Consider the following 13457-nt stretch of genomic DNA (forward strand, 5'->3'; position numbering starts at 1 on the left):
GCCTATTCGTATTTATCCCTATCGCCCTACCTCTCAAGCGACAGATGCTGAAAGAGTGTCAACAAGTAACAGCGTTTGCCCATCATAGAAACTGATACTTTTGATCCGTCGTCGTGTGAGTAATTTGGCAATACATAAATCTAACTGCGACTGAGTAAACGAACAATAGATGTGCCGTCCGATAGATAGTTCCGTTTTTAGAAAGTCTTCCAGCGACTGGACATTGGATGCGATGAACAGCTCTCTCTCATCGAGCAAAGGGGCTTGTTCTATAGCGACTGAAGTGTAGTGCGTGAGCATATTTTACTTTTCCTGATAGCCAAGTGACAGTTGGCTGGGTTTAATAAAACGTGTATCACCTCCGTGTACATAGATCCTAAGGATATTGTAATAGATGCATACAATCAGTTGAGGAAAGGCGTCGTTTCCAAGATGGAAAATGTGAATCTTGGCGATTAAAATTTACGCACTCGTTTGCGTATGGGTTTATTGTCAGCACAGGGTAAAAAGATGAGAGTGGCTATTTATCAGCCTACGATCTCATCCTATAGTTAAGGCGTATAAGGAGGATGTTAACTGAGTTAGCATCCTTTATTTTTTGATACCTAAACAAGGAGCCGCAGATGAATGCCGCGGCGATCGGTGACTAATCTAACCTGGATGGTTGAACAACATTAATTGAGGTCCTTAACATGACTATTAACAAGTACTTTGTATTCGTTCCACAGGTAGGGGAACAAAGCAGCTCAAAGGAAATAAAGTAACAAGTAAGGAAGCTCAACGTCAGGCTCTGGTTAAACAGGCTCAGCAACAAGGTGGCTTGTAGTAGGTAAACCGCAATCAAGAGGAGCTGATAGGCTCCTCTTGTTTTTAAGAGCGAGTCACATAGCTCAGCAGCTCGACCACTTGTTCTGGAGTTTCAGCCCATGCCATTGCAGCGCCGTCCACCTCTTTAAGTGGATGAATCAGCTCCTTGCTGTGTAACGTGATATATGGCTTATCAAGTGCACTCAATAAGCCAGCATCAAACGCCGCATTCCATTGTCGATACTTATCACCAAACCTGACTACGCCGATATCACACTGCTTGATGAGAGTATTGGTACGAATCGCGTTCACTTTGGAAGATTGATGGTCGCGCCAGAAGTCACTGCTGTTTTCACGCAATAAGTCGCCAGCTGCGTCACTCGAATCGTGATCTGTATTAGCAGAATAGAACTCGATTTCGAGCCCTCGATTGCGACACCCCTCCTCGATCTGTTCACGCCAATTAGTGTGTATTTCACCACTTAAATATACTTTCCATTTCATGCTGTTACTCCTTCAGTATTTGTTACGGCACTTGTCTCTATTACATCAGCTCGTATTACCGACTGTTCTATTACGATCCCAGCTAGCTTTTCTCTACTGGCTAGATAGTGTTGCGTCTGTTTATGAGCTGCCAGCGCCTGTTGATTCTTGTAGATCTCATACAGGTGGAATGTCTGCGGCTGGTTTAGATCGGCAATAACATCAAATTGTATACAACCATCTTCATTTTCATAAGATGCTCTGGCATTCTCACACATGATTTCAAGATATTCCTTCTCTCGTCCCACAACAACTTTGTTGGTAACAATAATACAGTACATATCATTCCTTTTGTTTATCTCATTGCATAACAGCTATCAAATCACTTAACATTGTATACAATAACAACTTAAATCAAATACAACAATGGAGTAATGTATATGAGTAGACCACAAGGATTCACTGGGATGAGACATATCGCTCTGGTGGTGCAAAAATTTGAGGAGTGTGAGCGCTTCTATACCGAGATTATTGGAATGAAGGTACTACGCAGAGCCAGTAACAACCTGGTATATCTGACCAATGGCTGCGATAACCTTTCATTGGGACGAGCAAGTTCGCAAAGAGTTACGTCACCAACCAGCGTTGACCACTTCGGTTTTATCGTATCGAATAAAGACGCTTTACAGCAATGGTATGAGTTTATGTTAGATAATGGGGTTAAAGTACTAGACACACCACATGACCACAGTGACGGAGCAAGAAGCTTTCACTGCTTAGACCCTGAAGGTCATGTTATTCAGCCACTTTACCATCCTGCGATTTCACACCAGTCCTTTAGCGATAGCAGCCAGGTCACATCGTCACAATTGGGCTAGCAGTAAACGCAATACGCGAGAGTGCCCTCAGGCACTCTTATGCTTATCTTTATTGTTACGTTTGTCGTTGATATAAAGTGCGCCACTGGCAACAAGGGCAATCACTGAAACGGTAAAAAGTGCCGGCATGTTCAATATCCATGCGAAGGTTGCAGCGAGGAACGCGACGAAGGTAATCATGCGGCTGCCTGACATTACTCGACCAAGTTTTCTGCTCATAACGCCTCCTATTACAAACGAAGAATCATGGCCAAAAAGACGAACAACCGGCCATGTTTTGACCAATTCATTATGCCGTACTGAAAACTAAATTAACCTAAATTGAACTCAAAATAGCTAGTGGTGTGATGCATCGCAATCATTTGCTTAGCGGCTACCAATAGACATCAATGAAGAAATAGATCGTCATTGCGATACTCGAAAGTGCAACGAAACCTTTAACATACGCTTGGTCGACTTTGCGTGACACTCTGGCCGCGACATACCCGCCAGATAGGGTACCTAGCATCACAGCCCCCCCCCTCGGCCAGTCAATCGCCCCATCGATGACAAACACCACGATGGCAATAATCGATACGCAGGAAGAGATCAACAGCTTCAAACCGTTCATCTGGTTGATATCACTATGCCCCGCCAGAACTAAGTAGCTCAATACAATCACCCCCAGACCAGCATTGAAGAAGCCACCATAAGCAGAAACCATTATCAGCAATAGAGTAACACTCACGACGGCCCAAAGAGGATTCAAAGCAGCAGATTTAGCCGCTTTACCAAACCATAAGCTGATATTATTGCCAAAGACAAACAGTAAGGTAGCAAACAGAAGTAGCCAGGGAATAGCGACCAGAAACTGCTGTTCAGATACGCTAAGAAGCAAATAGGCACCGATTGCCCCACCAAGTAAACTAAAGAAGATCATTGACTTGAGCGAGCCTGCTAAATGGGCAATATCCTGACGAAATCCGTAAGTGCCACTGATATAACCTGCGCACGCTGCGAAGGTGTTGGTTGCATTAGCGATCACGGGAGGGACACCGACAAACATAAGCGCAGGGAAAGTGATAAAGCTACCACCTCCAGCGATACTGTTAAGTATGCCTCCCAGAACACCTGCACCAAAGAGTAGAATCCATTCCATTTTGGTTACGAGTTTATGCTAGGGGTTACCCACTCTAACCTGCTCTTTACATTGAACAAATAGTGAATTGCCAATTTTGTGCTCAAACTACTGAATATCTAGCGCGACCACTTTCCAATCCAGTAACTCTTCTCGGTAGTGCTCGGTCTGCTTATTGGTCATAGAATTAATGACTTTAACCAGATACTGATTGGCAACCTGCTTGTTGTGATCAATTTTCTGTTCCAGTTCCGGAGCATAAAAGCTATTAGGATTGAACATCAAATTATTAAATTCAGGTTGAAACTTGTTTATATCCAGACGGTTGGTGAGCAAGGCATTCATCTCGATTCGCATCTTAGTCTGATGATCAATCCAGTCGTGAGACGTGACATACAACTCCCCAACCCAGTCATCAAGTAACGTCTGTTGTTGATTGGTTAGGCTGCCAATCCATGTTTCGAGATTTTCTTCGATCCGTTCGCGGTAACGCTGTTTTACTTGTGGCTCTGATAGTGGCTGATATTTCTTTTTGTATTTGGTGTGACGAACACGAATACTGTTCATCAGTTGCTCTACCTGATCGTCGGACAGTTCGCGAGCTATAGAATATAGCTCGGGAGCGACCCGACTCACCAGACGTTGTGAATGTTGTTGAAATTTAAGTTGCTGGCTCTCAAGTTGTTGTAAAGTGAATGTGCCCGGCTCAATCGCCATCAGTTCATCGAGGTGTTCGACGTAATTTGGGATCTCTTCCTGACGATGCCACTCGCTTAATACAGCGATTTTCTGGCTAACCAATTCTTCCTGTTCATCATTGAGCTCAACATAATCATCCAGATATTCCAGCAGCAACCAGTCCATATTGTTGTAAACAAACTTGGAGCTACAACCGGCAAGTGCCAGACAAACAGCGAATAGTATTGCTAGTTTTTTCATTGTTTCTTCCTACACAACGCACTGCTAGTTCCATTGTTATTACCATAGACACAATCAGCCTATGTGTCTTCAGCAAACTTTATTGCAACTTAGATACCAACCCTAAAAAGAATGGCAGTAACTCCTGTAAAACAAGCAAGTTAATAAGATTAACCTCGTTCACTCGCCGTCGCGTCTGATGACAGATTCACCTCAGGCGGCAAAGTGCCGCCCATCACCTAACAATGACATTCGCGGTGGCTAATCGATGATTTCATCACACTGTTATCTTACGGTTATCAACGTAAAGGTAACCTTTACGAAAACTAGGAATAATCTTACATTGCCTGACAGACGCTTTACGGTCTGAGGCGTAATCTAATTACTGAAGGTTACCCATCAGGAGAAAGACATATGAAAAAAGTAATTCTTTTAGCTTCGCTGGTAATGAGTGCATCAGTCTTCGCTAGTACTAACACAATGACGTCACACACTAGCGTTTATACCGATGCTTACGCAAGCAAACAACAAGCTTATGATGCGGCTTTTAACCTCATGGATGAGATGAAGGCAATGAATAGTGCCGAACTAAAAACGGCTCTACCTATACATGAAAATAACGTCATCACACCAAGTGTCAAAATAGAAGACATGTCGGTATCTATCGATGAATTCGCTCGTAGCCCAGGGAACATTGAGTACAAAGCTGTCCTCGATGTCGGCTACCAGTATAAATTCCGCGAAAGCGGCAATAGTTAATCCAGTACCACCCCCTGCCTTGCCGCTTTAGTCTACTAAAGCGGCCTTTTTTATTGCAGTTTCTTGACTTTGATTGTTTGAAGGCAGCTATACTCGCTGCATATCAGGTTCGTTAACACACTCTTCTCTGATTAACTTTATCTATGTGTCTCTAACCTAAGGGTATAACAATGAACAAAGTTATTTTTTACCTCTCTTATTGCTGTAGCCACCCTGGCTGGCTGTAGCCAAAATACCAACTCAGAACAGTCAAGTCGCCCTGTTAGTGCAATGTGTCAATCTAAGCCAATGCCGGGAGGATGGTCTGTCTCTGAGATAACACCAGATTCGCAACGTGCAATCGACACCGTGATGTCGCAGATGAACACCGCTTCTCCTTTAAAACAGGTCAATGAAGTTCGCACACAAGTCGTCAACGGCGTTAACTATGCGATTGAGTTTACTCTGGAGAATGGTGAAGTTTGGCACGCTGTGGTCTACCGAAACCTGCGGAATGATTACATGATTGATCAGGTTGCTCAGCAAGGTGAACTTTGCCCATAAGCGACAAACAGGCAAAACGGAGCGAGGGTTGTTCAACAAAGGGGTTAATAAACTCTTTCGTCCTTAACGCAACAAAATGGTCGATATGTTGTAAATGCCAGATATAATAGCCCGCTCTAAAACGATCAGGTATAAACATGAAAATTTGTGGTGTAGAACTAAAAGGGAACGACGCAGTAATCTGCCTTCTTTCACATGCTGATAGCGTAGTTCACCTACCAGACTGCCGCGTAGCTAAGCTGACAATTGGCAATGCTAACGATACGCAAGAAGTTAAGAAGTTCCAGTTCTCTTTTGCGAAGTTAATTCAGGACTACCAAATCGAAAAAGTCGTTATTCGTCAGCGTCAGACTAAAGGTAAGTTTGCCGGTGGTGCGGTTGGTTTTAAACTAGAAGCAGCGATCCAGCTCATCGAAGGTATCGACGTAAAAGTAGTGTCTCCAACAGAGATCAAAGAGAGCCTGAAACGAAACCCGCTTGCCATTCAGTTTAAAGAAACTGGCCTTAAGCAATATCAGGAACAAGCTTTCACTACTGCCTACGCTTGCGCGATGATGCGTGGTTAAGCACGGTATCTAAGCAAAAAGCCCGCGGCATCTCCCGCGGGCTTTTACACTCTCATGCTATTAAATCCGAGCAGTGGCGTCAGGCGACTTTCTTAGTCTTAAAGTTGCCTAGTAGTGCATCATAAAGCTCATTATCCGAAAGCACACCGACCAACTCGTCTTCTTCAACTAGCAGAATCGGCTGGTTGCTGCGCTGCTTTAATTCAATCGCTTCGCGCATGCCAATTTCCGGGCTCGCCAGAACCACCATAGAACTATCAATATCTTCAATGGCGACGGAGTTATCGCTCCAGTTAATCAAGGTCTTGCTAGAATCCACCAAGCTCAAACCATTTGAGCTCTCTTCGACCCATAACTGCTCAGCAGAACAGATTTGCCATTTATCATCGCGTTGAGTGAGCTCTTCGCGTGCCTGCATCAGTGAACGCCCTTTCAGGACATTAAGCGGATTAGTGTGAGCAACAAAGTCCTTTACGTATTCAGTCTCTGGCGCAAGAACAATGTTCTCAGGTTTACCATGTTGAATCAGCTTTCCTGATTCCATGATCGCAATATTGTTGCCAATTTTTAATGCTTCGTCCAAATCATGGCTAACAAATAAGATGGTCTTGTTCAGTTTGTTCTGCAGTTGAATCAGCTCATCCTGCAACTGAGCGCGAATTAGCGGATCCAGTGCAGAAAAAGGCTCGTCCATCAACAAGATATCGGTATCCATTGCGAAAGCGCGAGCTAGGCCGACCCTTTGCTGCATACCACCAGACAACTCGTGAGGATATTTGCTTTCCCATTCCGCCAGACCAACCATTTCCAGTTGCTCGCGAGCTTTCTCACGGCGCTGCGCTTTTGCCATGCCTTTCATTTCCAGACCGAAAGCAACGTTATCCAGTACAGTCAGCCATGGCATCAGTGCAAACTTCTGAAACACCATAGAAACACGATGGGTGCGCAGGTGGCGTAAGGTTTCTTCATCACAATTGGCAAGATCAACGACCTGATCACCATCTTTAATCTCAAGTGAGCCTCGGCTGATCTCATTTAGACCATTGACCGCACGTAACAGGCTAGATTTTCCTGAACCAGAAAGTCCCATTAATACGCAGATTTCACCTTCCCTGACCGTCAGAGAGACATTGTCTACGCCCACTACCTGACCAGTTTCATCAATAATTTGCTGGCGTGATTTTCCTTCATCCAGCAGGTTGAGTGCCAACTGTTGCTTGTCGCCAAACACCACATCCAGATTGTTAATTGTAATAGCATCCATAATTACGCCTCTTTCTGGTTAGGAGTTTTACATAGACGGTCAAGAATGATCGCAACCAATACAATAGCAAGGCCCGCTTCGAACCCTTGCGAGATATTAACGGTATTCAGAGCTCGAACCACAGGTTTGCCCAGACCGTCAGCGCCGACAAGTGCGGCGATTACAACCATAGATAACGACAGCATGATACATTGAGTCACACCTGCCATAATACTTGGCATAGCGGCGGGTAACTCGACTTTAAACAATAGCTTCATCCGGCTGGCACCAAACGCTTTACCGGCCTCTATAAGCTCTTCAGGAACTTTGGTCATCCCCAAATATGTCAGACGAATCGGCGCCGCAATGGCGAAGATAATCGTCGAGATCAGTCCAGGAACAATACCCAGTCCAAACAGAACCAGAGTCGGGATCAGGTAAACGAAAGTAGGTACGGTTTGCATCAAATCCAGAATGGGCCGCAACAAGGTGTAAAGCCATGGGCGATGAGATGCCATAATTCCAATCGGAACGCCAATTAATACGGAAATCGTTGTCGCTGCAAAGACAAGAACAAAGGTTTCCAGCATTTCCTGCCAATAACCGAGGTTTAAGATTGTTAGCAATGCGCCAACGATAAACAGCATCAAAGGGATGCTTCTATGCAGATACCAGGCAATCGCAGCTGTCATCAGAATTGGCAGGGCTGGCGGCATCCATTTAAATATATCGACAACAAAAAGAATGACGGTTTCCAGAAAAATTGAAATGGCATCAAAGAAACCAGCAGCATTGAGAGTCAGCCAGTCAACGCCCGTTTCCATCCATTCACCCACAGGGATTTTGTTGTTTGTAATAAAATTCACTTTAAAACCTTACTTTAAGGTGAGACGACAGTGCCGCCCCACCTAATCACATTACGCGTTTGACTTGATGTAGCTGTTTACCGCTGCTGCTGCATCGTCGCCACTCAGTGTTTTCACACCTTTCAGCCATGCTTCAACTTGCTGCGGATTCTCTTTTAGCCACTGCTGCGCCGCTTTTGATGGTTTAACGTTCTGGTTAAGAATCGCTTCCATTAGTTGGTTTTCCATCTCCAGACTGAACTCAAGGTTCTTAAGCATTTGACCTACGTTTTTACACTCAGACAGGTAGTTAGCACGCACGTTAGTGTAAACATTTGCACCACCATAGTTCGGACCAAAGAAGTCGTCACCACCAGCCAGATAAGCCATTTCTACATTGCTGTTCATTGGGTGCGGAGCCCAACCAAGATAAACGATCCACTGGTTACGACGTACTGCGCGTGTTACCTGTGAAACCATGCCCGCTTCGCTGGACTCAACCAGACTGAAATCTTTAAGACCAAATGCATCGCTATCGATCATTGACTGAATCAGACGGTTACCATCGTTACCCGGTTCGATACCGTAGATACGGTCTTTGAATTTGTCGCTATGCTTGACAAGATCGGCAAAGCTTTTTACGCCAGCGTCGTAAACATATTTTGGTACAGCAAGGGTGTACTTAGCGCCTTCAAGGTTTGCACGAACGGTTTCAACACTGCCCGCTTCACGGTATTTAGCGATATCTCCCTCCATAGTTGGCATCCAGTTGCCAAGGAAGATATCGATATCGCCGTTCGCCATTGAAGAGTATGTCACTGGCACAGATAGCAGGTCAGTTTTAGTTTTGTATCCCATACCTTTTAGCAGTTCAGATGTTACTGCGGTTGTTGCAGTGATATCGGTCCAGCCGACATCAGCAAAACGTACAGTTTCACACTGGTTTGCGTATGCGTTTACCGCAAAGCTACTGATTGCCAGAGTAGTAAGAGTTTTTGTCATCATAGACATATTGGATTCCTTGTAATGAGTACTGACTATTTATTGAGCTGATTCCACAGCTCTTTTCGGTGTATTAATACGTTGCTGGTGCTGCCAGTCAGGTGCTAACCAAACAGGCTTCTGTTCTGGTTTAAGCAATGGCTTACCTAAGATCATGTCCGCAGCTCGCTCTGCCACCATGATGGTTGGCGCATTGAGGTTGCCATTAGGAATGGTTGGGAAAACAGATGAATCGACCACGCGTAATGACTCAATTCCGCGTACACGACACTGATCGTCAAGTACCGCCATAGGGTCATCGTCTGCACCCATTTTGCAGCTACACGAAGGGTGATATGCACTTTCTACATTGCTCTTAACCCACTCATCAATCGCTTCATCACTGGTGATCGCGAGGCCCGGCTGAATCTCATCACCACGGAATGAGTCCATAGCGGGTTGTTGGAGAATTTCACGAGTGAGGCGAATACAATCACGCCAGTCCTGACGATCCTGTTCTGTTGAGATATAGTTGAATTCAATTTTTGGCGCTTCGCTCGGATTAGCCGAAGTGATTTCGACGCTACCACGGCTTTCGGGCTTGTTTGGCCCGACATGAACCTGGAAGCCATGGCCATCAAATGCAGCGCGACCGTCATAACGCATAGCTGCTGGCAGAAAGTGATATTGAATATTTGGCCACTTCAGCCCTTTACGAGATCGGATAAACGCACATGACTCGAAGTGGTTAGTTGCACCCAATCCTTTGCGAGTGAGAATCCACTCAGTACCAATCTTGGCTTTACTCACTAAGCCAAGCTTGCTGTTAAGCGTGATAGGTTGATTACAGTGATACTGGAAGTACACTTCCAAGTGATCTTGAAGGTTCTGACCTACACCCGGTAGATCGTGCTCGACCGATACTCCCGCCTTTTTCAGTACCGCCTCTGGGCCAATGCCCGACAGTTGCAGTAGATGTGGGGAACCGATCGAACCTGCGCTTGAGATTACCTCTTTTTCAGCAAAACACTGTGTCACTTTGCCCGATTTTTGGTACTCAACGCCTAGCGCTTTTTGCCCTTCAAGCAGTACTTTTCGCACCACAACGCCTTTAATCAGAGTCAGGTTTGAACGTTTCAGAGCTCTTCTCAGGTAAGCATTTGACGTTGAGGCGCGCACACCTTTATCAACCGTCATGTGCATCGGACCAAAGCCCTCTTGCTGATAGCCGTTATAGTCGGAAGTTTCCGGATAGCCCGCATCCTTACCAGCATCAATAAACGCTTGGTAGAGAGGGTTCATCGCCATGTCATTACCCGCGCATGTGCCTAACGGACCTTCACCGCCTCGATAATCGTCGCTACCACCGATCCAAGTTTCTGCCTTTTTGAAATAAGGCAGACACCCTTGATAGTTCCAGCCCTGAGCACCATTCTGTTCCCACTCATCAAAGTCACAAGCGTGGCCGCGAACATAAACCATACCGTTAATCGAAGAGCTACCACCCAGAACTTTACCGCGTGGACAGTGGAGCTTACGTCCGTCGAGGCCACTTTCTTGTTCGGTTTCGAACTGCCATGCGTAACGTTCGCTGTTCATCGGGTATGAGAGTGCCGTCGGCATCTGGATAAAGATGCTCTTGTCTGTACCACCGGCTTCGAGCAGCAGCACCTTATGCTGCCCGCTTTCGCTTAGTCGGTCTGCCAGTACACAGCCAGCCGACCCTGCGCCAACGATGATATAATCGTAGCTTTGTTGCATTGAGATTCTCCGTAATATCAGCGTTTATGCGTAAGGGCTTTCGTAACCGCCAAGTTCAATCAGCACACTCTTGGTCTGGGTGTAATGACGTAACGTTTCCGGTCCGTTTTCACGACCTATGCCTGAATGCTTGTAGCCACCGACCGGCATTTCTGCAGGAGAATCACCCCAGGTATTAACCCAACAGATACCTGCCTGAAGCTGATGAATAACGCGATGGGCACGAGAAAGATCTTGAGTAAAGATACCTGCCGCTAAGCCATAATCAGTATCGTTTGCCCGTGTGATAACCTGCTCTTCGTCACTGAACTTGAGCACCGACATTACCGGACCGAAAATTTCGCTCTGAACATAGCTCATATCATCTTCACAATCGATAAAGACAGTCGGAGCAACAAAGTTACCCTTTTCAAGACCGTTATCCGTTACCTGATAACCGCCTGTCAGCAATGTCGCTTTACTTTGTTTCGCCGATTCGATCGCTTCAAGAACCTTTGCAAGGTGCTGCTTGGAAATCAGAGCACCAATTTGGGTGTCCATGTCCATAGGATCACCAACTATCAGCTTTTCGGTACGCTGTTTTAACTGAGTGACAAAAGCGTCGTGAATAGATTCATGGACGAAGACGCGCGTACCATGGGTACACACCTCACCTTGGGTGTAAAAGTTAGCAACCATCGCCGCAGAAACGGCATCATCTAACTTAGCATCATCGAAAATGATCATTGGCGACTTGCCACCCAACTCCATCGTCACTTGCTTAAGAGTTTTGGCGCTGTCAGCCATAACCAGTTTCCCGGTACCTGATTCACCAGTGAATGACACTTTGGCTATCTCTGGGTGAGCAGTCAGCATTTGACCGACACGGTGGTCGCCTTGAAGTACATTGAAAACACCATCTGGAAGACCTGCTTCAGTAAAGATCTCTGCCAGCTTCAGCGCGCTAAGCGGCGTCTCTTCCGAAGGTTTAAAGATCATTACATTGCCCGCCGCAAGTGCCGGTGCAGATTTCCACATCGCGATTTGAATTGGGTAGTTCCACGCCCCGATGCCAGCGCAGATACCGAGTGGTTCACGACGAGTATAGAAAAACTGAGTCTCACTCAAAGGCTGCTGTTCACCCTGCAGAGCAGGCGCCAAACCAGCAAAATACTCAATCACATCTGCACCCGTTTCGATATCAACGGCAATCGCCTCCTGAAGAGGCTTGCCTGTATCAGCGACTTCCAACGCAGCGAGTTCATCATTGCGCTGACGTAAAATCGCTACGGCTTTTAGCAGAATACGGCTACGTTCTGTTGCCGTCATCGCCGACCAGACCTTGAAACCCTGCTTAGCAGATTCAATTGCACGAGCTAAATCCTGCTCGCTAGCCTGTCCCACTTCAGCAAGAGGTTCACCGTTAGCCGGGTTGTAAGTAACAAAACTTTGGTTCGATGTCGCTTTGCAAGCTTGACCATCGATAAATAATGATTTCATTTCCATGTAAAGATCTGACTTCTATAACTATTTTTGTGAGTAGAATGTGAGCTGCTTATCGAGATAATCGTTGATGATTAGCCGCGCTTTGTGCGCATCTATGCCTTGTGGGTTGAGCGTTCCACGTAGCCAGATTCCATCTATGAGTGCTGCAATAGCATGAGCAATTAACTCAGCCTGCTCTTTATCGAATAATGCTTTGAGTTCAATTTTCAGGTGGGAAAGCAAACGCTTTTCATTGACCTTTTGTAATCGGTGCAACTCAGGATCGTGAACAGAGTATGACCAGAAAGCCAGCCAGGTCTTTGCTACTTTGTTTTCCGCCTGATAACCAACAAAGTTGCCATCAATAATTGCGTTGATTCTTTGCTGATGCGCATCTTTAGGAATCGTACTCAGGCGTTCAGTTACCGTACGTGACAACTGACGAAGTATTTCCCTCATCGTCTCTTCAAGAAGACCATGCTTGCCGCCAAAGTAATGGTTGATGATACCTGTAGACACGCCAGCTTCTTTGCTGATCAAAGCAATACTGGCTGAGTGTAAACCCACCCTGTCTATCACTCTCATCGTCGCTTGCACGAGTTGTGGCTTGCGTATGCTTGGCATCCCTACCTTGGGCATAAATGGCACCTTTTATTTTTTATTGAACGTTCAGTTAAATATAAAATGCCTCAAAATTACTTAGAACTCAAATCAATTTTATAAAAACAGAGCGTTTCAGGATAATATCCTGCAGCAAAACCATGCGACATCTAAGCGTTTATCACTTGTTACAATTAAATTACAAATGGCGCCAGCAACCTAAGAACAGCAATCAAATAAGATTCAAGATATTGATTTAAATAAAATTACAGAAAAAATCGAGAACACAAGAATTACAAGTCGACAACAAAAAAAGCGCCCTCACTTTGCCAACCAAAAGGAATTGTTTATTGATTTAAAAATTCGAGTACTAATAATTTAATTTATTAGATATTGGTTGTTTTTCACCCAACCAAAACACAGCGACTTGATGGGATGTGGATCGGCGGCCAAAGCCGTGCATAAAAAATGCGCCCTAATGGCGCCTTTCAA

Annotated in this window: 15 protein-coding genes; 4 read left to right on the forward strand and 11 right to left on the reverse strand. The window is 45.4% G+C overall.

What is annotated here, in order from left to right; translation table 11 throughout:
- Positions 1-870: 870 nt before the first annotated feature.
- Together RH46_RS17535 and RH46_RS17540 are read right to left on the reverse strand one after the other, a co-directional pair.
- Positions 871-1311 (reverse strand): YtoQ family protein, encoded by a 441-nt coding sequence (locus RH46_RS17535; RefSeq protein ID WP_006880857.1) that lies wholly within the window; start codon positions 1309-1311, stop codon positions 871-873.
- Positions 1308-1631: a putative quinol monooxygenase gene (locus RH46_RS17540; protein WP_006880858.1), complete on the reverse strand. Its 324-nt coding sequence runs from the start codon at positions 1629-1631 to the stop codon at positions 1308-1310. Before RH46_RS17540 ends, RH46_RS17535 begins: the two co-directional genes overlap by 4 nt.
- 99 nt (positions 1632-1730) lie before the next feature.
- On the opposite strand from RH46_RS17540, the gene RH46_RS17545 reads away from it, so the two are divergent.
- Positions 1731-2168 carry a VOC family protein gene (locus tag RH46_RS17545; protein WP_040896150.1) on the forward strand — a complete coding sequence of 146 codons (438 nt, stop codon included), beginning with the start codon at positions 1731-1733 and terminating at the stop codon, positions 2166-2168.
- Positions 2169-2195: 27 nt separating this feature from the next.
- Here RH46_RS17545 and RH46_RS17550 read toward each other — a convergent pair whose 3' ends face one another.
- From RH46_RS17550 to RH46_RS17560, 3 genes are all read right to left on the reverse strand, one after another.
- The gene (locus RH46_RS17550) at positions 2196-2387 is read right to left on the reverse strand and encodes a hypothetical protein (RefSeq protein WP_006880860.1); all 192 of its coding nucleotides are present in this window, start codon (positions 2385-2387) and stop codon (positions 2196-2198) included.
- Positions 2388-2541: 154 nt separating this feature from the next.
- Positions 2542-3306, reverse strand: coding sequence for a sulfite exporter TauE/SafE family protein (locus tag RH46_RS17555; protein WP_006880861.1), 765 nt, complete (start codon positions 3304-3306; stop codon positions 2542-2544).
- Between the two features lie 87 nt (positions 3307-3393).
- Positions 3394-4224, reverse strand: a complete 831-nt coding sequence (locus RH46_RS17560) for a DUF6279 family lipoprotein (RefSeq protein ID WP_006880862.1) — start codon at positions 4222-4224, stop codon at positions 3394-3396.
- A gap of 393 nt (positions 4225-4617) precedes the next feature.
- Here RH46_RS17560 and RH46_RS17565 point away from each other — a divergent pair, with 393 nt between their 5' ends.
- From RH46_RS17565 to RH46_RS17575, 3 genes are all read left to right on the forward strand, one after another.
- Entirely contained in the window at positions 4618-4962 is a 345-nt protein-coding gene (locus RH46_RS17565) for a DUF3316 domain-containing protein (RefSeq protein WP_006880863.1), read from the forward strand.
- A 198-nt stretch (positions 4963-5160) separates the two neighbouring features.
- Positions 5161-5505 (forward strand): cystatin domain-containing protein, encoded by a 345-nt coding sequence (locus RH46_RS17570; RefSeq protein ID WP_040896153.1) that lies wholly within the window; start codon positions 5161-5163, stop codon positions 5503-5505.
- A gap of 137 nt (positions 5506-5642) precedes the next feature.
- Entirely contained in the window at positions 5643-6071 is a 429-nt protein-coding gene (locus RH46_RS17575) for a DUF3010 family protein (RefSeq protein ID WP_006880865.1), read from the forward strand.
- Positions 6072-6150: 79 nt separating this feature from the next.
- On the opposite strand, the gene choV is transcribed toward RH46_RS17575, so the two are convergent.
- The 6 genes from choV to betI are packed head-to-tail and all read right to left on the reverse strand — an operon-like array spanning position 6151 to position 13004.
- Complete coding sequence (choV, locus tag RH46_RS17580; protein ID WP_006880866.1) at positions 6151-7335, reverse strand: choline ABC transporter ATP-binding protein; 1185 nt, start codon at positions 7333-7335, stop codon at positions 6151-6153.
- A gap of 2 nt (positions 7336-7337) precedes the next feature.
- A complete protein-coding gene (gene choW, locus RH46_RS17585; protein WP_006880867.1) occupies positions 7338-8180 on the reverse strand; it encodes a choline ABC transporter permease subunit in 843 nt (280 codons plus the stop codon).
- Positions 8181-8231: 51 nt separating this feature from the next.
- Positions 8232-9170 (reverse strand): choline ABC transporter substrate-binding protein, encoded by a 939-nt coding sequence (locus tag RH46_RS17590; RefSeq protein ID WP_006880868.1) that lies wholly within the window; start codon positions 9168-9170, stop codon positions 8232-8234.
- A 30-nt stretch (positions 9171-9200) separates the two neighbouring features.
- Entirely contained in the window at positions 9201-10901 is a 1701-nt protein-coding gene (gene betA / locus RH46_RS17595) for a choline dehydrogenase (RefSeq protein WP_006880869.1), read from the reverse strand.
- A 24-nt stretch (positions 10902-10925) separates the two neighbouring features.
- A complete protein-coding gene (betB, locus tag RH46_RS17600; protein ID WP_006880870.1) occupies positions 10926-12386 on the reverse strand; it encodes a betaine-aldehyde dehydrogenase in 1461 nt (486 codons plus the stop codon).
- Between the two features lie 21 nt (positions 12387-12407).
- Positions 12408-13004 (reverse strand): transcriptional regulator BetI, encoded by a 597-nt coding sequence (gene betI / locus RH46_RS17605; RefSeq protein ID WP_040896155.1) that lies wholly within the window; start codon positions 13002-13004, stop codon positions 12408-12410.
- Positions 13005-13457: the final 453 nt, after the last annotated feature.

The organism is Vibrio brasiliensis LMG 20546, from assembly GCF_000189255.1.
GTDB classification, from domain to species: Bacteria; Pseudomonadota; Gammaproteobacteria; order Enterobacterales; family Vibrionaceae; genus Vibrio; species Vibrio brasiliensis.

What these genes read in the sequence shown, in the direction of transcription:
- RH46_RS17540 (WP_006880858.1), bottom strand. Translation starts at nt 1,631, where the DNA reads ATGTACTGTATTATTGTTACCAACAAAGTTGTTGTGGGACGAGAGAAG.
- betA (WP_006880869.1), bottom strand. Translation starts at nt 10,901, where the DNA reads ATGCAACAAAGCTACGATTATATCATCGTTGGCGCAGGGTCGGCTGGC.
- RH46_RS17590 (WP_006880868.1), bottom strand. Translation starts at nt 9,170, where the DNA reads ATGTCTATGATGACAAAAACTCTTACTACTCTGGCAATCAGTAGCTTT.
- RH46_RS17560 (WP_006880862.1), bottom strand. Translation starts at nt 4,224, where the DNA reads ATGAAAAAACTAGCAATACTATTCGCTGTTTGTCTGGCACTTGCCGGT.
- RH46_RS17545 (WP_040896150.1), top strand. Translation starts at nt 1,731, where the DNA reads ATGAGTAGACCACAAGGATTCACTGGGATGAGACATATCGCTCTGGTG.
- RH46_RS17555 (WP_006880861.1), bottom strand. Translation starts at nt 3,306, where the DNA reads ATGGAATGGATTCTACTCTTTGGTGCAGGTGTTCTGGGAGGCATACTT.
- betI (WP_040896155.1), bottom strand. Translation starts at nt 13,004, where the DNA reads ATGCCCAAGGTAGGGATGCCAAGCATACGCAAGCCACAACTCGTGCAA.
- RH46_RS17565 (WP_006880863.1), top strand. Translation starts at nt 4,618, where the DNA reads ATGAAAAAAGTAATTCTTTTAGCTTCGCTGGTAATGAGTGCATCAGTC.
- RH46_RS17575 (WP_006880865.1), top strand. Translation starts at nt 5,643, where the DNA reads ATGAAAATTTGTGGTGTAGAACTAAAAGGGAACGACGCAGTAATCTGC.
- RH46_RS17550 (WP_006880860.1), bottom strand. Translation starts at nt 2,387, where the DNA reads ATGAGCAGAAAACTTGGTCGAGTAATGTCAGGCAGCCGCATGATTACC.
- betB (WP_006880870.1), bottom strand. Translation starts at nt 12,386, where the DNA reads ATGGAAATGAAATCATTATTTATCGATGGTCAAGCTTGCAAAGCGACA.
- RH46_RS17535 (WP_006880857.1), bottom strand. Translation starts at nt 1,311, where the DNA reads ATGAAATGGAAAGTATATTTAAGTGGTGAAATACACACTAATTGGCGT.
- choV (WP_006880866.1), bottom strand. Translation starts at nt 7,335, where the DNA reads ATGGATGCTATTACAATTAACAATCTGGATGTGGTGTTTGGCGACAAG.